The organism is Leptotrichia massiliensis (genome assembly GCF_900104625.1).
Classification (GTDB): domain Bacteria; phylum Fusobacteriota; class Fusobacteriia; order Fusobacteriales; family Leptotrichiaceae; genus Leptotrichia; species Leptotrichia massiliensis.
The window spans coordinates 398,383-419,431 of sequence record NZ_FNVZ01000004.1 but is presented as its reverse complement, the minus strand read 5'-3'; the positions used below and the strand labels follow the sequence as shown (position 1 = coordinate 419,431).

The window sequence follows — 21,049 nt, the reverse complement described above, 5'->3', positions numbered from 1 at the left end:
CTACATTATAGTAATTTTTTAATAGATTTTCACTTTTTTTTATCTTAGATAATAAAAGAAAAAATCTAATTTTGAAGTTATCTCAATACGTGATATAATAATAACATATATTCCAAACATTGGGAGGGAAAATGGCTAAAATAATGGAAGAAGAAATTACAAGTTATGAAACAAAGACTATTCACAAAGAAATTGTGGAAAAAGTAGAAAAATTGATGCCTAAAGAGGAAGTTATCTATGATTTGGCGGATTTTTTTAAGATATTAGGAGATACGACTAGAATGAGGATATTAAGTGCCTTGTTTCATGAGGAAATGTGCGTTTATGATATTGCAAATCTCTTGAAAATGACACAGTCTGCTATCTCACATCAGCTTCGGGTATTAAAACAGGGGAGGTTTGTAAAACATAGGAAAGAAGGTAAAGTTGTTTATTACTCGCTTGAAGACGAGCATATAAAGCATATTGTGGAGCAAGGAATGACACATATTTTAGAAAAAAGATGATACTTTATTTATTTTTATAATTTTATATACAAATAATATAAAATATGTTATAATTACAAAAAATAAAGGAGGTAATAAAATGGCAGAGATTAAAGATAAAGTAACATTTAAAGGAAATCCAATAACTCTTGTTGGAAATGAGGTAAAAACAGGAGATACAGCACCTGACTTTACAGTTTTATCGCCAGAACTAAAGGAAGTAAAATTAAGCGACTATAAAGGAAAAGTTGTTGTAATAGCTGTGTTTCCATCAGTTGACACAGGAGTATGTGCGTTACAGTTAGCAAGATTTAATCAGGAAGCTGCAAGTTTTGGAGATGATGTCCAACTATTAACGATTTCAGCAGATTTACCATTTGCACTTGGAAGATACTGTGCGGATAAAGGTATTGCAAATGCTTTAACAGCTTCAGATCACAGAGAATTAGACTTTGGAACAAAATATGGTTTTGTAATAAAAGAATTAAGATTATTATCACGAGGAACTATTATTGTTGACAAAGATGGTGTTATAAGATATCTAGAATATGTATCAGAAGTTGGAGAACATCCTGATTATGAAAAAGCGTTGGAAGTAATAAAAGAATTAACTAAATAGATTTTTAAAATGGAACAAATATAAAAATCTAAATAATAAATTTTATTTAAGGAATTAGGACTAATTTAAACTAGAAATAATTCCTTTTTATTTTTTATACATTAATTTCAATTCCAGAATTTATCTTTCCTCCTTTTCTACCGTGTACAACTACTAAATCTGTTTTTTTATATTTATTAACTTCTATCGTCAAAATATTCATGTTATTCTTGTAGATATATCTAAAAACATCATTTAACCTATTATTTGGCACAATTACAAAAAATTCTCCATAGTTTTTTAAAAGTCTTTTTATTTCTTGAAAAAGTTCTTCCAACGTAAGTAAAATTTCATATTTACTAATTTTTTCTGATTTATCTTCTGGCATTTTTCCAGAATTAGTCTTTTTATATGGGGGATTTGAGAAAATAAAATCATATTCTTTTTGAATATTTTTTATATTTTTATTAATTGGTATAATTTTTTCGTTTAAACTATTTATTTCTACATTTTTTTTTAATATTTTAAATATTTCTTCTTGAATTTCTACTGCAAAAATTTTTGAAACAGCATTCATTTCAGAAAGCAATAGAGAAATTATTCCTTGTCCTGCTCCAACTTCTAGAAATTTTTTTTTCTCTTTTATATTTTTGTAGTTTGCCTCAAAGTATTTTTTTATAAATTCTGAAAGTAAAATAGCATCCTGTGTTATTTTTAAACCTTTTTCTTTCACAATCATTTTTTTATTGACACTCTCCAAATATTCAATATATTTCATTTCAGCTCCTAATTTTAATTAAAAATTTTAAAAATAAAAACTGTCCCAAACATTTTAGTATTGAAACAGTTTTCAAAAGTTTATATTTTACATAATTTCTAATTGTTTATCTGCATATTCATGTGCAAGTTCCAATCTTACACGCTCTTTTGAATTTTCAAATGTAGCTTGTGTAAATGGTATTTCAGATGTTTTAGTTATCAAGTAATACCCTGTTGCATCATTTCTATCAAGAATTCCGTTTATTTGTAGTGCAAATATTTGATTCATTAATTCGTCATTTTTACCAATTCCAGGAATTGCATCCGACTTAACCATTTTTTTGAATCTTTCCTTAATGCTGAATTTGTATTTATCTTGTTTTTCTACATTTTCAAAAGTAGTTTTTTTACTTTCAATTTCGGCTTTTAAAGCTTGAACTTTTTTAATAACTTCTTGTTTTGATGCTTCAGAAATAGTTGGTGTTATCAAAATATGACTAACTTTTGCAACATTTTCATTTTTTGCATCCTTACTTTGAATATAAATAATATGGTAACCAAATTGAGTTTTGATAGGACCTACAATATCTCCAGCCTTACTTTTTTTAACTGCATTTGCAAATTCTGGAACAAGTTGTGATAAATCAGCTGTTTCTCCTAGACTTCCACCATTATTCGCTGAACCAGGATCTTTTGAAAATTCTTTAGCTTTAGCTGCGAAATTATCTTTAGTTGTTGTCTTCATAATATCTTCAGCTTGTTTTTTAGCTGCTTGAAAATCATTTTCTCCAGCCTGATATTCTTCTCCGATTACATAACCTCCAATACTATTTGGAATATTGTAACTGTCTTTTTTAGCATTAAATTTAGCTTGTAATGCTGCATCATCAGGTTTATAAGTATCGATTAAATGATTATAATATTTTTGTGAATAATCTCTTAACTGATCTACTCCTACTAAATCTGGATCAGCTTTTATTCCCGCAGCTTTAGCTTTGTTAGCAATTTTTACAAATTTATCTAAGTTTACTTTTAATGTAGCTTTCAAGTCATTTACAAGTTTATCAGAATAACCTTGTTGTGTTTGTGAAACTGTATTTATAATTTGTTCATTTAATGATTCATTTGTATATTTGTATTCTCCATTTTGTGCTACAGTAGTTGTCATATTAGCGTACATTTTTTCAAAATCTTTGTTTTTAAATACAATTTTAGCTTTTTCTTTAGCTTTGGCAAGATACGAATTTAAAATCATAATATCTTTATCTTGTGTCATATTTTCTTTAATTTGTTCTTTCACATCTTCAAAATCTTGATTTAAAAATGCTTGAGTATATTTATTTCTTTCATATGCTTTTTTTATTTCTTCATCTGTAATTTTATCGTTTGCAAATAATTTTTCTCTCATTTTTTCAATTGTTTTTTGATCTTTTATCATTTTTTTAAATGAAGTAACATTATATCCAACAGATCTTAAATATTGAGCGAACTCTTGTTTTCCTAGTTTTGATTGTTTTTGATAACTATTAAAGTCTTGTTCAACAGTTGCTCCACTTATTTTTATTCCTAAATTTTTTGCTGATGAAAGCAAAATTTCCTTATGAATCATAAGTTGTAAAACATATTCGTTGATAATATTATCAGGAACATTTTTTAGATTTTCAGTGGGTATTCCTGCTTGTGATAATTGCTGCATTTTTTGTTGATTTAAGTCACTTAATTGATTTTTTAACCCCAAACTTTCTCTTTCAAAATCATCACGATAAATTTTTGTTCCATTGACTGTTGCAATTACTTCTCTATTACCACCTGCTTCACCAAAAACATTATTTTTTAAAAATAATATTCCAGTAACAAGCATAGATATAGCAAATATTCCTATCATAATTGCAGAACCAATCTGAATTGCCTTTTTGTGCTGTCTAAGTCCCATTATTTATCTTCCTTTCTCTTTTCTTTAATCATTTAAACATTATAGCATATAAAATACTATTTTTCTATTATTTTTTGAATAAAAATTAGGTAATTCAAAAATAAAAGCTGTCGTAATATTAACAAATTTTCCATTAATATCAAAACAGCTCAAAAATTACTTATTTTTTTAATTTTATAAATCTAACTGTCACTTTACTAATATTTTTTTATTTATTATCTTGTATTTGTTTCCCCGTCTATTTGAATTACAACACTTTGAATATTGGGGAAATTCTTTAATATAGTATTTGTTACAGCCAAAGAAAATCCATTAAACAGTTCAGGCTCTCTTTTTAGATTTGCAAATTGTGCATTTAGTTTAACAACTGTAGTGTTTACGTTATCAATTCTAAGATTGTATGCACTTCTAAATTTCATATCTTCTGAGATATAATCTGAATTTCGGATAATTCCGTTTATAAAGTCTCCTTCTATTAGGTTCATTTGTCGAGGAACTACGATTTCTCGCTCATTTACTGTTTTTGTAGAGGGATTATATACGAATATGGAAATTTTATTCTGAGCTTCTTCTTCTTGCGTCGTTTCCTGCACCAAGTTCTTATCCACCTCTACATGAATCTTACTTCTATGCTTTCTATCATAACGATTTACAAGAACAACTGCGACTGTTCCAAAAAAAAGTAATGTTACGAAAAGATTCTTTCGGAAGTTACTTTTTTTCTTTTTAGTTTTTTCCTCATTTAAATTTTCTTGTTTTTGCATAAATTTCTCCTAATTTGGATAATATACTTTAATCCGCTACATTTTAATTAATAAAATTAAATAATACTTGAGATTAAGTAAAATAATCAAAACTTTTTAGTTTAATTTAAAGTGTTTTATAAATTATTTGAAAAATTTTCTTATTGCATTACCAATAGTACTTGCTGCACTTTCTTGACCTTCTGGTGTCAAGTAGTGGGATAAGTCAGAATAGTTATTCATAAATCCTAATTCTACAAGTATTGATGGCGAGTTACTTCCACGAAGTACTGCAAAGTTTGCTCCAAAAACTCCTCTTCTTCTAAGACCTGTTAAATTTATAAGTCCATCCAATACAGATTCTGCTATAGCTTGACTTGTTTTTTGATTTTTTCTATAAAAAATGTCATTTAAGATAAAGTCTGAAAATGGTACATCTCCATAGCTTCCATCAACTTTATTTTCAAATTTTGCCACTTGTGCAGCATAACTTCCTTGATCTTTTTTGCTAAAATAGAATACTTCTGTTCCGTTCGCTGATGAGCTTGAGCTTGAGTTCAAATGGATACTTATAAAAAAGTCTGCATTTGCATCATTTCCAATTTTTGCTCTTGTATCTAATGGTACAAAAAAGTCTGAATTTCTTGTCATAATAACATTGTAATCCTGTCTCAAATTATTAGCTAGTTTTGTTGCCACCTGTAACGCTATATCTTTTTCATTGTAACCATTTCCTCTTGCTCCCGAATCATGTCCACCATGTCCTGCATCGACAACAATTGTATATTTTTTATTTCCAGTAGAAGTATTTGGCTGTGTTTGAGTTTGTGCTGTTTGTGTATTAGTAGTTGATTGTTTTTGTGTTGTTGTGTATCTTGATGTTTGAGAAGAGTTATTTCTTGACGCTGTTTGTCCGCCACCTAATGTTACCTGAAACTCTCCAGTTCTACTTACAACTTGGTAGGTTACAGATGGTTTTAAGTACACATAAACAACAACCATTCCGTTACTTTGAGTTGTATAAACTTTACTTATATACTGGTCATTTTGATTAATAAATGCCTGAACACTGCTTTCCATTTCACTGTTTGGAAAACTTAGCATTAAAATATCTTCATTTCCTAGTTTTGTAACTGATGCATTTGGCTTGATTTGATTATTTTCTCTAAATGTTCCGATGACTTTTCCATTACTGTATGATATATTTTTCAAAGTATCAGAAAATGTAATAGCACTTACGAAAAATAATAAAAATAATAATACTTTTTTCATTTTGTCCTCCTAATTTTTTAATTAAAATTAATATCTAACCATACATTTTATTTTTTTTCTAATCTATCGATTGCAGATTTCATAACTTCCATTCTCGCACTTTTATCTATTTTCATTTCCACCGATTGATCATAGATATTTGTAATGCTTCCTTTGATACCTCCAACCGTTATTATTTTATCTCCAACCTTCAAACTTTCCAGCAATGCTGTTTTTTGTTGCTTTTTTTTCTTATTTGAAAAATATGTTGGCAAAATTAACACTGCCATAAACGCTACATAAATTAATATTACACCTATTGAATTTTTGTCCATTTCTATTTTGTATAATGAAATTTATAATTTTTAAAATTACAAATTTAACTTTATACTTTCCTCCTTCTTTAATTTTAAAATCATTTTTAATTATAACATAATTTAAGCTATGTTTCAATTTTTTAAAAAATTATTTTATAGTTTTTTTAAAGTTATAGTAAAACCTTTATAAAATTTAATCCAAAAAAATGACTATCTCAAAAAATTAATTTCAAGACAGCCATTTCGTGATTAAAATGAAAAAATTATTTTTAGTCAACTAAATTAATTTAGTCAATTAAGTTAGTTATCATTGTTATTATTTTTCTGAAATTGCAGCTACTCCCGGTAATACTTTTCCTTCTAAGTATTCCATTGAAGCTCCTCCACCTGTTGAAATATGAGAGAATTTATCAGCAAATCCTAATTGAATTGCAGCAGCTGCAGAATCTCCTCCACCGATGATTGTTTTAGCATCTTTTAATTCAGCGATTGCTTTACATACACCGATTGTTCCGTTAGCGTAATTAGACATTTCGAATACACCCATTGGTCCATTCCATACTACTGTTTTTGCACCTTCTAACGCTTTTTTAAATAATGCAACAGATTCTGCACCTATATCTAATCCCATTACATCGTCAGAAATTTCATCTACTGAAACTGTTTTGAATTCTACATCATTACTAAATTCTTTTGCTACAACAGCATCTACAGGTAAGATTAATTCTACCCCTTTGTCTTTTGCTTTGGCAATTAATGAAGCTGCTAATTCAACTTTATCTTCTTCTAATAAAGATTTTCCAGTGTTTTTACCTTGAGCTTTTAAGAATGTAAACATCATTCCACCACCGATGATTACTTTATCAGCTTTATCTAATAAGTTTTCGATTACACCAATTTTATCAGAAACTTTTGCCCCTCCTAAAATTGCTACTAATGGTCTTTCAGGATTATCAACAGCTCCACCAATGAAGTTAATTTCTTTTTCAATTAAGAATCCAACAGCTGATTCAGCAATATTTGAAGCAACTCCTACATTTGAAGCATGTGCTCTATGAGCAGTTCCAAATGCATCATTTACAAATACATCTCCAAGTGATGCCCAGTATTTTCCTAATTCAGGATCATTTTTAGATTCTTTTTTACCATCTAAATCTTCAAATCTAGTGTTTTCAAACATTAAAATTTCTCCAGCTTTTAACTCAGCAACTGCATTTTCTAATTCTGCTCCTCTTGTTACTGGTACAAATTTAACAGGTTTTCCTAATTTTTCAGCCAATGCTTTAGCAACTGGTTCCAAAGTTTTAGAAGCTTTGTCTTCTTCAGCTTTAACTTTTCCTAAGTGAGAAAATGCTATAATTGATCCACCATTTTCTAAAATATAGTTTAAAGTAGGCAATGCAGCTGTAATTCTGTTATCATCTCCAATAACACCATCTTTTATTGGTACATTGAAATCAACTCTTACTAACACTTTTTTACCTTTTACATCTAAATCTTTTAATGTTTTTTTAGCCATTCTGTTATATCCTCCTAAATTTATTAATTAAAATCAATTCTATCTACTTGAATTATACCACTCTTTACACTGATTTTCAAGTAGTTTAACACACAAACTTAAAATCTCGTCAAGCTCCTTTAAAACAAGACAATCAAAAGCTAATCAATTCCATATTACAAGCAAAATACATTTTAATTTTATATATGCTAAAATTTTTTGAAAAATTATTTTTATAATTAAGTTTTACATTTAATTTTTTATAATTCCAAAATTTTCTTTATCTTATTCTTATCAATTTCTGATATTTTCTTTACTAACACAGGATTTTCAAAATGGAAATTTATTGCCTTTTCAAACCAAGTAACACCAATCCATTGTCCAAATTTATATCCAGTTTTCTCAAAAAAGGCAACCTTTTTAAACTCAAAATACTCATGAAGCTTTTCACTATTTTCGTTAGGATAAGTTACAAGCCCATAAACATTCACAATATTCTGTAATTGTAATATTTCAATTAAAATTTTATACAGTTTTTTTCCAATTCCATTTCCAGCAAACTTTTTATCGGTATAGACCGAAAGCTCAGCATCCCACTGATAAGCAGCTCTAGTCCAAATTTTATGTGCATAAGCATATCCAGCAATCTCATTTCCACATTCACATACAATATACGGATATTCATCCAAAGTTTCCCTAATTCTTTCTCTAAATTCCTCAATAGTCGGTACTTCATACTCAAAAGTAATTGTGGTATTTTCAATATACGGTTTATAAATTTTCAAAATTTTTTCTGCATCGTCTTCAGTTGCAAATCTAAAAACTAAATTCTCTTTTTTTAATTCCATCTTTTCACCTTCACATATCTGTTTTTCGTTATTATCGTAAATCTATTTAAAATTTGGTAAAATGTTACAATTAATATTGCAATTTATGATATATAAAAAACAATGGATTAGCTAGATACAACCTAACTTTCCACTCTTATTTTAAACTAGAACTGCTATAATAGAAATATTATTACTTTTTTCAATACACGCTTTAAATTTGTAAAAACTTTTTAATTAAAAACAGCTTTAGCCCTATTTTAAAGGTTAAAACTGTTCAAAAAAATATTTAGATAGGGACGTTAAAGTCCTTATATCTGTTTATTCTGTTAAATAATTCTTCACATAAAATGGCGTACCCGTGAGGAATCGAACCCCAAGCCTTCTGATCCGAAGTCAGACGCTCTATCCAGTTGAGCTACGGGTACACAAAAAAGTAAGTTATAAAAAACTTACTTTGCTAATACTTTTAAAATTTTAGGGCTTAATGTTTCTTTGTTTTTTAACAAGATTTTTTTAACTTGATCAGCATTTTTCCCTTTTAATGTTTTCATTGCTTTTGTACAAACTCTTACTCTAACTTCTTCATTGTTAATAGTTAAAAGCATTGTTTGCAAATTAGGTCTCCAAATTCTTTTTGTAGCTCTGTGAGAGTGACTTACTCTATTTCCGTGGCTTACTGTTTTTCCAAAAACTTCGCATCTTTGCATTTTATTCACCTCTACTAAATATTTTAGTAGTTCTCCTTTCATCTTTATTTTTTAAAACAGTTATTTACTGTTTTTTATTATAATATATTAACTTAACTATTTTAGAAAAAATCGTTATTCAGTTAAAATTATTTTTACATATCGGAACCTATTTTATCATATTTTGCAAATTTTTACAAGTTATTATCAGTATTTTTTCATTTCAGAAAAAAAACTTTAAAACTAAACTCAAAAATTATGCTCAATTTTCTTAAATTTTAAATTTATATAGTTATTAAATTAAGTATTATAAATTTTATTTTTCAAAAAATTGTTTTAAGTTTGGAGGGAAATAATTTGGTCCTTTTATCACTTTCCCGTCTTCACGGTAAATTGGCTTTCCATTTTCATCTAGCTTGCTAAGGTTACTTCGATGTATTTCTTCAAACACTTCTTCAATAACGTCTTGCATCCCATGCTCAATTATCGTTCCACAAAGGATATAGAGCATATCCCCAAGAGCGTCTGCAACTTCCACAACATCCCCTCTTTTAGCCGCTTCCAAATATTCATCGTTTTCTTCCTTCATTAAGTCAAATCTCAATTTTTCCAGTCCATTTTCCAATTTTCCAATTGGTTTATCAGAATTTCCAAGTTTATAAATTCTGTGAAATTCTTCAACACATTCTATTTTTCTTTTCATTACTATCTTTCCTTTCTAAATTTTTTATTTATTTTTTAATAATAATCATTTTATTTTATTTATTTTGCAGGATTGCTAATTTTGACAAATCCTCATCTTGCAGTAAAGGTTTATCTTGATAATTAAAATTGTGGCAAGATTACTATGTAATACTTATGGCTAGACTCTGACTTTTATTTGCACAATTCCAAAAAGTCGTTAGACAGTCGTAGTTGAACAAATAAAAGCTCCATTGGTTTATTAACTATATTGTAATTATTCACAAATACTAGGTTTTCATATTTTGTTAGAAAAGTTTGTAATAAATTCTTTATCTAAAACAGGATTTAGTATAGACAATTTTACTTAATTTAAAAATCTAGTCCAAAATTTCAAACAGTTATTTTTTCTTTAATGAAATTTTACTTGATAATTTATTATAAAATTCATTTATGAAATAAAGGGATAGTGACTGACCTCCTTTACGTGTAGAAAAGAAAAAATATAAAACATAGAAAAATATCTATTCATAAATAATTATTTTATTATTAACATCAGTAAAAGATACAAAGTCAAAACTTTTGCAATATCAGAATACAGTACAACTGCTGAAAAGAATCTTATTTTTTCCAAAATTTCAGTATCGTTTTCTTCTACTTTTTTTAATATCCTAGTTTGCATATCTTTTATGTCTTTTTTTATTAATAAAACTGCCAATATAAGTGCTAATAAAATCATTATTCCAGCGACAACAGTTTTGTGTGTGAAAAAAAATAAAAGTTTACTGTAAAAAATTGCTAGGATTAGCCCCATTATTAGTGATAGGACTGTTAAAGCAGACTTTATATTCTTTTTTTGTTTATTTAATAGTGTTATTGGTAAGGTAAATAAAAACAGAATTTCTAATACAAATAAGAGTATAAGAAATATTCCTTTTACATCTGGCAGTTCTAATTTTCTTATAGCGTAAATTATATTATCCAGTTCAAAAATCATGTAGCTTTTTAATAGCATACACAATAAAATTGAAATTGTTATTCCTGAAAATACCCATATTCTGCTTGCTAAAATTTCTTCGGTTATAAAAATTTGTATTTCTTTTGATGTTTTATTGTCAACTTTTTTGTTTTTTTTCAAAATTTTCCCCTTTAATAAATAGAATAAGAGTTATTTCAGGATTGTGTAAACAGTTTTAATGTCAATAATCCCAAAATAACCCTTTATATTTTTATTAAATTACAAGTTTATCTTCTTCTTCCTAAAAGTCTTAAGATGTATAGGAATAAGTTTATAAAGTCTAAGTATAAGTTTAACGCACCGACGATTTCAATTTTATTCAAAATATCAGAATCTTCGTGAACTGCGTATCCAATAATATTATTTTTTATTCTATTTACGTCAACCGCAATAAAAATTGTAAAAATAATTACACCTATTACAGATATAAATATATCCAATCCACTACTTTGTAAGAAAATATTTATAATACTAACTAAAATTAATGCTATTAATCCAGCAAATAATATTGGTGTCAATCTTGTTAAATTTTCTTTAGTGAAATATCCATAAATTGCTAAAACTACGAATATTGATAATGTTCCTAAAAATGCTGAAAATATAATTTCTGGAGCATATATAAGACCAATAACTGAAAGTGTCAGCCCATTTAATATTGAGTATGTAAGGAACATTATTCTTAATGTACTTGAGTTAGCTCTATAAATTAATGCTGTAAAGCCAAATACCATAGCTACTTCTATAATAGCAAATACCCAATACATATTCAAAATTCCATAAGCAATTGGACTTCCTGCTGCCAGTCCACGGTAAACAAAAAATCCTGACGCTCCTGTCAGAAGGAGTCCTAGCACCATCCACATCATACTTCCACGTACTTTTGAACTTACAAGTTTATTCAAATCATCGTAAGTCATTGCCATTTGTCCGTTATATTCGCTGTAATCATCGTTATTATGATTGTAAGTTTCCAATTCATCATAATCATTTCTCATAAAAATCACCTCATTAGTTTAGTCTTTTTTATTTTTAAAAATAATTTATTTTAGTAACTTGAATAATTTACTATTAATTTTTATAGAATTTTAACTTAAAATTTTATACCCAAGCCACCATAATATTATAACTGCTATTTTTTAAAAAAGACTTTTATTTATCAGTTAAATTACTTAATCTTATTTTTTATTTTGAAAACGGAACAAAAGATTCCTGTTTTAAAGTTTGGATAATTTCATCAACTGATACGTTTTTACTGTCTTGTGAACCAAATCTTCTTACATTTACTTCGTTGTTTGCAACTTCATTTTTACCAATTATTAGTTGAACTGGTATTTTTTGGTCTCCGTTTGCTTCTCTGATTTTGTATCCAATTTTTTCTACTCTTGTGTCAAGCTCTACTCTGATTCCTGCATCTTGAAGTTTTGTAAACAATTCTTTTGCGAAAGGCACCTGTTCGTCAGAAATTGTCAGGATTCTTGCTTGTACTGGCGCTAGCCAAGTTGGGAACGCTCCTGCGTAATGTTCAATCAAGATTCCAATAAATCTTTCCAAACTTCCGTACATTGCCCTGTGAATCATTACTGGCTCGTGTTTTTCACCATCTGCACCTATATAGCTCATTTCAAATCTTGCTGGAAGGTTAAAGTCTAACTGGATTGTTCCACATTGCCAGATTCTTCCGATTGAATCTTTCATCTTAAAGTCGATTTTTGGTCCGTAGAATGCTCCATCTCCAGGATTTAACTTGTAATTAATTCCTTTATGTTCCAAAGCTGATTTCAAGTTTGCTTCAGCCATTTCCCATATTTCGTCTGAACCTATTGCTTTTTCAGGTTTTGTTGACAATTCAATGTGGTATTCAAATCCGAATACAGTGTAAAATTTATCATATAAATCAATAATTTCGATAATTTGTTCCTCAATTTGCTCTTTAGTACAGAAAACGTGGGCATCATCCTGTGTAAATGCTCTAACTCTCATAAGTCCGTGTAAAGCTCCACTAAATTCGTGTCTGTGAACAAGCCCCATTTCTCCATATTTCAATGGCAAATCCTTGTATGAATGCAAGTTATTCTTGTAGGCAATTATTGAACCCGGACAGTTCATAGGCTTTATTGCATATTCTTTTTCATCAATTGTTGATGTATACATATTTTCACGGTAATTGAACCAGTGTCCAGAAATTTCCCACAATTCCTTATCTAGCATAATTGGAGTTTTTATTTCCTGATAACCTCTTTTTTTATGCTCAACTCTCCAGATTTCTTGCAATTTATTAAATAATTCCACACCTTTTGGCATAAAGAAAGGGAATCCAGGTCCATGCTCATCTACAAAGAACAAGTCAAGCTGTTTTCCTAATTTTCTGTGATCTCTCTTTTCAGCCTCTTCCATCATTGTCAAATAGTCATCCAGCTCTTTTTTTGTCGCAAAAGCCACTCCGTAAATTCTTTGAAGCATTTTATTGTTTGAATCTCCACGCCAGTAAGCTCCTGCTGTTGACATTAGCTTAAATGCTTTTAGGTAGCTAGTCGATGGAATGTGTGTTCCACGGCATAAGTCTATAAATTCACCTTGCTGATAAATGCTAACTTTATCTGCACCCAAGTCTTCAATTATCTCAACTTTATAAGTTTCACCTTTTTCAGCAAAGAATTTTTTTGCTTCTTCGGCAGTCATTTCACTTCTTTTAAATTCATAATTCTCTTTTACAATTTTTGCCATTTCCTCTTCAATTTTTGCTAAATCTTCTTCAGTAAACGGTTTTTCAGGGTCAAAATCATAAAAAAATCCATTTTCAATAACAGGCCCTATCGTAACCTTTGTATTCGGGAAAAGTCTTTGCACAGCCTGAGCCATAATATGTGCCGCACTATGTCTTATAATTTCTATCCCTTTTTCACTTGTATTAGTAATTATTTCAATTGTTCCAGATTTGTCAATAATATGAGATGGATCAACTTGCACACCGTCAATTATCGCCCCAACGGTTGCCTTCCCAAGACTGCTCCCAATACTTTTTGCAAATTCCACAACAGTCATCGGATTTTCCAACTGTCTTTTACTACCATCAGGCAAAATCATTTCTATCATTTCGATTCCTTCTTTCTCTCTTTTGTCAAATAAAATTAGGCTCTAGTTAGCCTAATCGCATAATTATTTATTATAGTATAATTCTTATTTTTTTTCAACCTAAAAATTTAAAACGTCTCCAAAAATTTGCATTTCAGAACAACCAAGCAACTATATTCAAAAAACAATAAAAAATGAGCAAGAATTGAAATTTTATTCTCACTCAAAAGTTATTTTTATTAAATATCACTTTTCGATATTGGGGTGATCTATATCAAAAGTAAAAAGCATAGAGCAATTTAACTGGGGTTTTAGTCCCCTTCGATATTGGGGTGGTCTATATCAATATAATTATCTTAATTGATGCACATTACAGTTTTAGTCCCCTTCGATATTGGGGTAGTCTATATCTTGTTACTGATATTGACAGACTTTGAAGAAATTTTACAGAAGTTACAGAACTTTATACAAAACTTAAAGATATGAAAGTTAATATAATTGTAATTAATCAGTAGCTTTTAAATCATAAAATCGGTGATTAAGAAAAATGAAATTGTAAATGTAGTTGTTATTCCATTTTTAAATATATTTAGCAGAACGAGAAAAAACTATATTTATTGAAAGAATTAATGACGGTATAAGAAATATGCCCGTTAATGGATCAGGTAGGAAATTTAGAAGAAAAACGGGCAATAGTGTAGGACGACCTATCAAGGTTATTAATTTATCTAAAGAGGATTCTGAAATGTTGGAGCAAGTCAGAAATAAGGAAATATCTGTAAATATATTTTGTTTAACAATTAAAATGTTATTTCTCCACGTATTCGCCTGTATGATAATCCCATTCAATATTACTAGTGTATGAACTTTCGAGTTTCTCTTTTAGTTCCCTCTCTCGCTCGTCGTCTTTATATAATTCAGCCTCATTATTAAGGCTCAGCAGATTGTCAACTCTTGTAATTTCATCAAATGATTGATATTCACGACGTTCTAGAAACTCATCATAAGTTATCGCTTGAAAAAAATAACTAGAATATTCAGCATATAATCCTTGACCCGATGATATGTCAGAATTATATGACCTATTTCGAGAAATTTCTGTAGGTTCATCATTTGACATATCGAGAACCAGATAGCTAACCATAAGAAATGTCATAGTCAAAATCACACAACCTATTTCAGTAAAAGGTATACTATACCAGGAATGAAAGTTAGCACCATATGCAATAAACATTAATATGTTATATATAACTTTGTATATTGAACCTACAATTAATACTGATAATAATCCAACTATACCTCCTATAAAAGCATATACAATTTCAATAAACTTAAATTTAAGAATTTTAATGATTGAACGTACATATAAGATAATAAAAACTAGTATTATTATCTTTGTTATTATGGAAAAATCCATAATAGAAAAATATGTTGAAAATATAGATGAAATAAAATTCATAATAAAAACCTCCTTCATAAATTATTTATTTTAAAGACTCAAGCTCTTCTTTTATCGTAACAATTTCTTTTTTTGTCTTTTCAACAAGATGTAACTTTTTTGTTCATTCTCTAAGTAAATAAACCTTTCTTTTTTCTACATCAGACATTTTTTCAATATCCTTATTTTCATATTCTAAATATAAGGAATATTTACAAATTACTACGTTTGTATTGTCCTTATGAATTTCCATCTTTTCAATCCATTTACCAAATGTACCATTTTTATTCTTAGAAAATATTCTATTTTTCTCATAAATAGCTTTAGTTTTAGTCCCCTTCGATATTGGGGTGGTCTATATCATAAAAGTGGAATTTTTAAAATTCATTTTAAAGTTTTAGTCCCCTTCGATATTGGGGTGGTCTATATCATTTTGTTTGACTGGAACTTCAGACAATATGTTTTAGTCCCCTTCGATATTGGGGTGGTCTATATCACAAATCTGGATCGTCCTCGATATTAGAAAAGTTTTAGTCCCCTTCGATATTGGGGTGGTCTATATCAATTTACCACATCTATATCTTTATCTATATAGTTTTAGTCCCCTTCGATATTGGGGTGGTCTATATCTTTATGATCTGATATCTCGGTTTTAAACCGAGTTTTAGTCCCCTTCGATATTGGGGTGGTCTATATCAAAAAATGGAAGGTATGACAGATTTACAATTTAGTTTTAGTCCCCTTCGATATTGGGGTGGTCTATATCCCATCATTTGTTTTTAGTGATAGGATATTTTGATTATTATTTTTGCTATTTATCTGTGTTTTCCATATTTTCATCTTGATATTACTCCTTAATAAATGATATAAACTACCATTTATATTATACCATATTTTATGATTTTTCAAAATTCTAATATTTTATTTTGTGAAATTTTTTCTCCCATTGTCACTTCTCCTGCGAGCACCTTCATTTTTTGAAACTGCTCTTCTGTCAGTATAATGGAACGAATTGAGGAATTTTCTGGAGCGAGCATTGATAACTGTTTTTCTGTCAGTTCGATTTTTTCTTTTGTTTTCGACCTCATTATATATACCGATTTTTGAAGCTGATAATATCCTTTTTCTATCAATTTTTTTCTAAAAGTCCTATATTCAAATATCTCAACATCTGTCTGCATAGGAAAATCATACATAAGCAGACCAAAATACTCAATACTCATAGTCCATCACGCTCAATGTCGGAATTATCACTTCTTCATCTTTTACAAAATAATTTCGTATACTATCCAAATAATAGTCTACCGCTTGGAAAAAATCATATTTCTTATTGTTAAATAATACCTTCTGCTGTGCTACAAGAAGTATTTTTTGTCTTATCTCCTTACTTAATTTCACTTCATTCAAAATATCTTTGTACATATAAACAAGATAATCCACCATAGGACGAAAAACTTCTATTATATCATCAGAAAAATTATAAGCATTAAACTGTGACTTATGATGTAATCCCAAACTTGGATGAAACCCTTTGGCTACAATCTTTGATGATATTATAGCTCTTAAAATCATATATCCATAATTAAGTGCAGAATTCACACCATCTTCATCAAATCTTTTAAAACTATTGCTATACAATTCCTGAAAATATATCCTTGAAGCTATTGCTTCCTGATGTTCTGCACTCACATCATCTTTTTTCAAGTTTTCCTTATATGTTTTCAGTCTTTCAATCGAAACATCACTTTTTTCAAGATACTCTAACAATGCTCTTTGATTTTCAATCTTATTCTCCACTATCCTGCTCCACAACTTTTCCTTTTTCTCCTTGTCCCACTCAATCTGCTCATTTATCCGTAAAGTCACTTGAAAATGATTAAATAATCCCAGCGAATGAATTTCAGGCTGATGTTTCTCATTGCAAATAATAATCGGAATATTATTTTCAATCAGCCTCAACTGCAAAATCGCACTAATCTTACAATGGCAATTTTCAATAACTATCGCAGATATATCATTCAAAGAAATCTTATTTTTCTCATCATTATTATCTTCATCAATCATTACAAGCTGATTATTCGATATTGATAAATCATCAGCCTTTGTTATGTGAATTATATTGGGCATTTCTCTTCATACTCCTTATTTTGAATATTCTAACATTGCTATTACCAATTTACATAAATCTTCTGAATTTCTATGAGATTTTAAATCATTTTTCTTTAGATGTATAATTTCAGCAGACTTGATTGAATTTAAAATTATTTCTTTATTAGGATTTATAATAAATTCAGCTTCAAACCCATATTCTTCCAAAATACCTTTTATTGATTTCATTACAGCATTCTTTAATTTTCTGTCATAATCCAATAATTCTCTTAATTTTTCTAACATTTTCAATATCGAATATTTAGGAGTTGGTAAATAATTAAAGTGTGCAATATAATTTCGAATAGGATTATTATCATCAAATTTTATATTTTTCATTTTGTTATTATTTTGATATTCAATATGTACACTAATAAATTGGTCATATTTTTTACAAATTTGACCTTTATTTCCTCTGTATCTTTTTCTATGGTCAAATATATCCTCTACATCTAATTCATTTGGAAATTCTCCTGTTAATCTAAATCTCAAATCTCTTTCCCAAATTGAAGTAAATCCTACTAATCTATGAAGTGTTTTTAATAATAAGCTTTGAAGTAAATTCAGCTCATTAAACTCAATCTTATTTTTTAAATGTACATATTTTTCTATATTTTCTATAGATTTTTTATATTTTTTATAATCTTCTATATTATTCTTTTCTGAAAAATTTTTATATTTTTTTTGATATTTATAATGCAAATCTTTCTGGATTTTATAGAAATCTGTTTTTTCATCTTCTAATTGCTTTTTTAACTCATTATATTCTTCTAAATTTTTTTTCTTAATACAATAATTCGCTTTCTCTGAAATTTTTTCAAGCAAATCTAACATACCGTATTTCTTAATATTGTATAAATTTCTTATATTCTTTATATTTTTATCATCAGAATAAACATTATAATATTCAACACTATTTCCTATTTTTTCAAAATTTCTCAGTTCTTCAAAAGTTTCAATTTTCCTATTTCCGCTTATTTTTTCTATAAATTTACCAATTTCTTTAACTGAAATTTCAAAATTCTCAATTTTTACTTTGTTATTATCAAGATTAACTATATTTAAAAGTGTCAATTCTTTTTCATATATATTAGTATTGCTAAGGATTTGATATTTTTCGAGATTTCCTTTTAATTCAGTAATTTCTTTATAATTAAGTAATTTTAGAAGTAAGTAAAAACAATTAATTTTATCTGTTTGATTTAATATTTTATCAATTTCTGTTATTTTTATCTTTTGTGTAATCTCGTTTATTTCTTCCATATCTTCTAAAGTTTTTTCCCCTGTTGTATATTCTGACATCTCTCTATCAAATATATTTTTCTTATCTTGAACTTTCTTTAATTCCAATAAATAATTATAATTATTTTTTATAAATTCAAAAAATCCTTTTAAAAATATTTTTTGAATAAAATCTAAAAATATATTTTTTTCTTCATTATCTATTTCCTCTATATTTATCATGTATAAACTTTGAATAATCTCTAAATACTTCTTAGGATTTTTTTCTTCAATTTTTTCAAATTTTTCTAATTTATAGAAACCTGTTCTTTTATTTTGGTTTCTATTTAATTCTATTATTTTATTTTTTATACTAATAAATATTCCATTTTCTTCATTTAAAAATTTGTCTAAAAATTCTCCATAATAAATATTTTTTAATAAATATATTTGAGCATCCTTTTTTTCGCTTCCCTCTGGAATTTTCCATTCTTCTATTTTTAGACTATTAGCTAAATCTTGTACTCTATTGTATATTTTTGTAAAAGAAGGTACAAAAGGAATATTTCTATTAGTAAATGAAAAGACAGCTTTGCCCATATATTCTGTTATATCTTCATTACTCAAATAGTCAAAAACATTTGCACTATTTAACTGTTTAAAAATTTTTAATTTTATTTTTTCTTTATTAATCTCTTCATTGAGTATCTTTTTTGCTTTATTTCCTAAAGTAACATTATTAAAATCAAATATACTATATGCATTTGCTTCCATTTTAAAATGAATAATTTCATTTCTTATACTACTAATAATTTTATCAATATTCATTAGAAAATCTTCTATTTCTTGTTGATTATTTATATCAAAATAATTACCAAAAAATAACTTTAATCTTTCTTCTAACTCAATTTTTTTATTTTCTTGATATAATTTATCTACTTCTTTATCTACTTTATTCGTTATATCTTGTGTATTATCAGTATTTAAAATATTTCTCAAAGAAAAATATGCAGAAGAAGACACTCCTATAATACTTCTTAAAAAGGCTTCTTTTGTTCTTATTTCAGAAATTTTTTCACTGTTTACTACATCATTATTACTTATATAGCCATTATATTTCCCACAATTTCTTATATAACTATTCAACTTGTTTACTAATTTATTTTTTACTAAATTCCTTAATTTACAATATTCAAAGATGTTTTCTAGTTTTTCTTTATTAGTACTTCTTTTAGAATACACATAATTTTTCAATAGTTGGTTTACTTCAATCTCTACCAAATGAGAAAAACAATGCTTTATATTTGTTCCATCTAAACTTACTTTATCTATATAGTATTTATAAAATATCTGAGATTTTGTTAATTCTTTTATTTCAGGTTCTATTTCTAATAATTTATCGAAATTATTTATATTGTCTTGTATTTTTTTATATAATTCTTCTCCAAATTCAGTCTTATTTTTATTCAATATTTCATGATATGTTTCTCTAATTTTTCTTATATTCCTATCATTAGAATCTTTTGTTATTTCCAAAAATAGATTATTTATATCTTCATGACTATTACTATATAATTTGTCAAATGCCTCAAAAATATTATTCACATACTCCTGATGTTTTGAAGAATTTCTATAATATTCATAAAATAAACTTTTTTTATTATTCCCTTTAACTCTATCAGTAGTATTATTTATGCTTTCTTTTTTAAAATGTGCCTTGTTTTCTTCCAATGAATTTTTTATTGATTGTATTTGATTTAGTTTTTTTTGCAAATCATTTTCAAAAACTTCTAAATCTTCTTCAGTATAATTTTCTCCATTTAATATTTTATTCAAAACATTAAAGTATTTTCTATTTCTAACATCATATTCATTGAAATCTTCTATTTCTATTTTTTCAGTGTTTTCATTACATATTGTTATTTTCTCATTGTCAATTATTAGTTTTACTTTGGAAAAATAATTTTTAGCTTTTTCTCTTCTTTCTTTATTTTGCTCTTCACACTTCTCATAATTTTTTACATAAGAATCTAATGTTTTTAGAAATAATTCTGTCGTTTTTGCTTCTATATCATTAAATCTTTCTTCAGTAACATCTTTTTCTATCTCATTACTTTTTATTAACTTCCCTTTTTCCTTATATTTTTTATGAGAGATACCATCAATTTTAGTAATTTTCATACACATCCTCCTCAATAATTTTTTATTAATCTATGTTAACATTTAATTCATTATTTTAATTTTAATCAAATGTGTTTAACTTAAATTTACATCTTTCTAACTCAAAATACAACTTTCTATTTTTAGTATACCACACCAATATCAATTTTCAAAAAATTGAAAATTAATTTATTTTATTTAAAGTTTATAA

Annotated in this window: 18 protein-coding genes, 1 tRNA gene and 1 CRISPR repeat array; of the genes, 2 read left to right on the top strand and 17 right to left on the bottom strand. The window is 27.3% G+C overall.

The window, feature by feature from the left end; translation table 11 throughout:
- Positions 1–131 precede the first annotated feature (131 nt).
- Together BQ5344_RS03285 and tpx are read left to right on the top strand one after the other, a co-directional pair.
- Positions 132–506 carry an ArsR/SmtB family transcription factor gene (locus BQ5344_RS03285; RefSeq protein ID WP_021768218.1) on the top strand — a complete coding sequence of 125 codons (375 nt, stop codon included), beginning with the start codon at positions 132–134 and terminating at the stop codon, positions 504–506.
- 79 nt (positions 507–585) lie between these two features.
- Positions 586–1,104: a thiol peroxidase gene (tpx, locus tag BQ5344_RS03280; RefSeq protein WP_071124138.1), complete on the top strand. Its 519-nt coding sequence runs from the start codon at positions 586–588 to the stop codon at positions 1,102–1,104.
- A 94-nt stretch (positions 1,105–1,198) separates the two neighbouring features.
- Here tpx and BQ5344_RS03275 read toward each other — a convergent pair whose 3' ends face one another.
- From BQ5344_RS03275 to cas13a, 17 genes are all read right to left on the bottom strand, one after another.
- Positions 1,199–1,861 carry a tRNA1(Val) (adenine(37)-N6)-methyltransferase gene (locus tag BQ5344_RS03275; RefSeq protein WP_071124137.1) on the bottom strand — a complete coding sequence of 221 codons (663 nt, stop codon included), beginning with the start codon at positions 1,859–1,861 and terminating at the stop codon, positions 1,199–1,201.
- An 87-nt stretch (positions 1,862–1,948) separates the two neighbouring features.
- The gene (locus BQ5344_RS03270; protein WP_021768221.1) at positions 1,949–3,775 is read right to left on the bottom strand and encodes a peptidylprolyl isomerase; all 1,827 of its coding nucleotides are present in this window, start codon (positions 3,773–3,775) and stop codon (positions 1,949–1,951) included.
- Positions 3,776–3,990: 215 nt separating this feature from the next.
- Entirely contained in the window at positions 3,991–4,539 is a 549-nt protein-coding gene (locus tag BQ5344_RS03265) for a GerMN domain-containing protein (RefSeq protein ID WP_021768222.1), read from the bottom strand.
- Between the two features lie 123 nt (positions 4,540–4,662).
- Positions 4,663–5,790 carry an N-acetylmuramoyl-L-alanine amidase family protein gene (locus BQ5344_RS03260; protein ID WP_071124136.1) on the bottom strand — a complete coding sequence of 376 codons (1,128 nt, stop codon included), beginning with the start codon at positions 5,788–5,790 and terminating at the stop codon, positions 4,663–4,665.
- A gap of 47 nt (positions 5,791–5,837) precedes the next feature.
- Entirely contained in the window at positions 5,838–6,104 is a 267-nt protein-coding gene (gene yajC, locus BQ5344_RS03255) for a preprotein translocase subunit YajC (RefSeq protein WP_071124135.1), read from the bottom strand.
- 298 nt (positions 6,105–6,402) lie between these two features.
- On the bottom strand, positions 6,403–7,605 hold the full coding sequence (locus BQ5344_RS03250; protein WP_071124134.1) for a phosphoglycerate kinase: 1,203 nt from the start codon (positions 7,603–7,605) through the stop codon (positions 6,403–6,405).
- A 239-nt stretch (positions 7,606–7,844) separates the two neighbouring features.
- Positions 7,845–8,432, bottom strand: a complete 588-nt coding sequence (locus BQ5344_RS03245) for a GNAT family N-acetyltransferase (RefSeq protein WP_071124133.1) — start codon at positions 8,430–8,432, stop codon at positions 7,845–7,847.
- Positions 8,433–8,762: 330 nt separating this feature from the next.
- Positions 8,763–8,839 (bottom strand) — tRNA-Arg (locus tag BQ5344_RS03240).
- Positions 8,840–8,863: 24 nt separating this feature from the next.
- Entirely contained in the window at positions 8,864–9,121 is a 258-nt protein-coding gene (gene rpmB, locus BQ5344_RS03235) for a 50S ribosomal protein L28 (protein WP_026745386.1), read from the bottom strand.
- Positions 9,122–9,416: 295 nt separating this feature from the next.
- Positions 9,417–9,803, bottom strand: a complete 387-nt coding sequence (locus BQ5344_RS03230; RefSeq protein ID WP_071124132.1) for a pyrophosphohydrolase domain-containing protein — start codon at positions 9,801–9,803, stop codon at positions 9,417–9,419.
- A gap of 516 nt (positions 9,804–10,319) precedes the next feature.
- The gene (locus tag BQ5344_RS03225; RefSeq protein ID WP_071124131.1) at positions 10,320–10,919 is read right to left on the bottom strand and encodes a hypothetical protein; all 600 of its coding nucleotides are present in this window, start codon (positions 10,917–10,919) and stop codon (positions 10,320–10,322) included.
- Positions 10,920–11,026: 107 nt separating this feature from the next.
- Positions 11,027–11,794, bottom strand: a complete 768-nt coding sequence (locus tag BQ5344_RS03220) for a Bax inhibitor-1/YccA family protein (protein ID WP_083378178.1) — start codon at positions 11,792–11,794, stop codon at positions 11,027–11,029.
- A 187-nt stretch (positions 11,795–11,981) separates the two neighbouring features.
- Positions 11,982–13,892, bottom strand: a complete 1,911-nt coding sequence (gene thrS, locus BQ5344_RS03215; RefSeq protein WP_071124130.1) for a threonine--tRNA ligase — start codon at positions 13,890–13,892, stop codon at positions 11,982–11,984.
- 787 nt (positions 13,893–14,679) lie between these two features.
- Positions 14,680–15,033, bottom strand: coding sequence for a hypothetical protein (locus tag BQ5344_RS12120; RefSeq protein ID WP_158662989.1), 354 nt, complete (start codon positions 15,031–15,033; stop codon positions 14,680–14,682).
- Between the two features lie 600 nt (positions 15,034–15,633).
- Positions 15,634–16,075: a CRISPR direct-repeat array (repeat unit 37 nt; unit sequence AGTTTTAGTCCCCTTCGATATTGGGGTGGTCTATATC).
- A gap of 139 nt (positions 16,076–16,214) precedes the next feature.
- Entirely contained in the window at positions 16,215–16,532 is a 318-nt protein-coding gene (gene cas2, locus BQ5344_RS03205; protein WP_071124128.1) for a CRISPR-associated endonuclease Cas2, read from the bottom strand.
- Positions 16,522–17,436: a type II CRISPR-associated endonuclease Cas1 gene (gene cas1 / locus BQ5344_RS03200; RefSeq protein WP_071124127.1), complete on the bottom strand. Its 915-nt coding sequence runs from the start codon at positions 17,434–17,436 to the stop codon at positions 16,522–16,524. The genes cas2 and cas1 overlap by 11 nt, the downstream gene beginning before the upstream one ends.
- A 15-nt stretch (positions 17,437–17,451) precedes the next feature.
- Positions 17,452–20,859: a type VI-A CRISPR-associated RNA-guided ribonuclease Cas13a gene (gene cas13a / locus BQ5344_RS03195; RefSeq protein WP_071124126.1), complete on the bottom strand. Its 3,408-nt coding sequence runs from the start codon at positions 20,857–20,859 to the stop codon at positions 17,452–17,454.
- Positions 20,860–21,049 lie beyond the last annotated feature (190 nt).

What these genes read in the sequence shown, in the direction of transcription:
- BQ5344_RS03270 (WP_021768221.1), bottom strand. Translation starts at nt 3,775, where the DNA reads ATGGGACTTAGACAGCACAAAAAGGCAATTCAGATTGGTTCTGCAATT.
- BQ5344_RS03245 (WP_071124133.1), bottom strand. Translation starts at nt 8,432, where the DNA reads ATGGAATTAAAAAAAGAGAATTTAGTTTTTAGATTTGCAACTGAAGAC.
- BQ5344_RS03275 (WP_071124137.1), bottom strand. Translation starts at nt 1,861, where the DNA reads ATGAAATATATTGAATATTTGGAGAGTGTCAATAAAAAAATGATTGTG.
- BQ5344_RS03265 (WP_021768222.1), bottom strand. Translation starts at nt 4,539, where the DNA reads ATGCAAAAACAAGAAAATTTAAATGAGGAAAAAACTAAAAAGAAAAAA.
- cas1 (WP_071124127.1), bottom strand. Translation starts at nt 17,436, where the DNA reads ATGCCCAATATAATTCACATAACAAAGGCTGATGATTTATCAATATCG.
- BQ5344_RS03220 (WP_083378178.1), bottom strand. Translation starts at nt 11,794, where the DNA reads ATGAGAAATGATTATGATGAATTGGAAACTTACAATCATAATAACGAT.
- BQ5344_RS03250 (WP_071124134.1), bottom strand. Translation starts at nt 7,605, where the DNA reads ATGGCTAAAAAAACATTAAAAGATTTAGATGTAAAAGGTAAAAAAGTG.
- yajC (WP_071124135.1), bottom strand. Translation starts at nt 6,104, where the DNA reads ATGGACAAAAATTCAATAGGTGTAATATTAATTTATGTAGCGTTTATG.
- rpmB (WP_026745386.1), bottom strand. Translation starts at nt 9,121, where the DNA reads ATGCAAAGATGCGAAGTTTTTGGAAAAACAGTAAGCCACGGAAATAGA.
- BQ5344_RS03260 (WP_071124136.1), bottom strand. Translation starts at nt 5,790, where the DNA reads ATGAAAAAAGTATTATTATTTTTATTATTTTTCGTAAGTGCTATTACA.
- BQ5344_RS03230 (WP_071124132.1), bottom strand. Translation starts at nt 9,803, where the DNA reads ATGAAAAGAAAAATAGAATGTGTTGAAGAATTTCACAGAATTTATAAA.
- tpx (WP_071124138.1), top strand. Translation starts at nt 586, where the DNA reads ATGGCAGAGATTAAAGATAAAGTAACATTTAAAGGAAATCCAATAACT.
- cas2 (WP_071124128.1), bottom strand. Translation starts at nt 16,532, where the DNA reads ATGAGTATTGAGTATTTTGGTCTGCTTATGTATGATTTTCCTATGCAG.
- cas13a (WP_071124126.1), bottom strand. Translation starts at nt 20,859, where the DNA reads ATGAAAATTACTAAAATTGATGGTATCTCTCATAAAAAATATAAGGAA.
- BQ5344_RS03285 (WP_021768218.1), top strand. Translation starts at nt 132, where the DNA reads ATGGCTAAAATAATGGAAGAAGAAATTACAAGTTATGAAACAAAGACT.
- thrS (WP_071124130.1), bottom strand. Translation starts at nt 13,892, where the DNA reads ATGATAGAAATGATTTTGCCTGATGGTAGTAAAAGACAGTTGGAAAAT.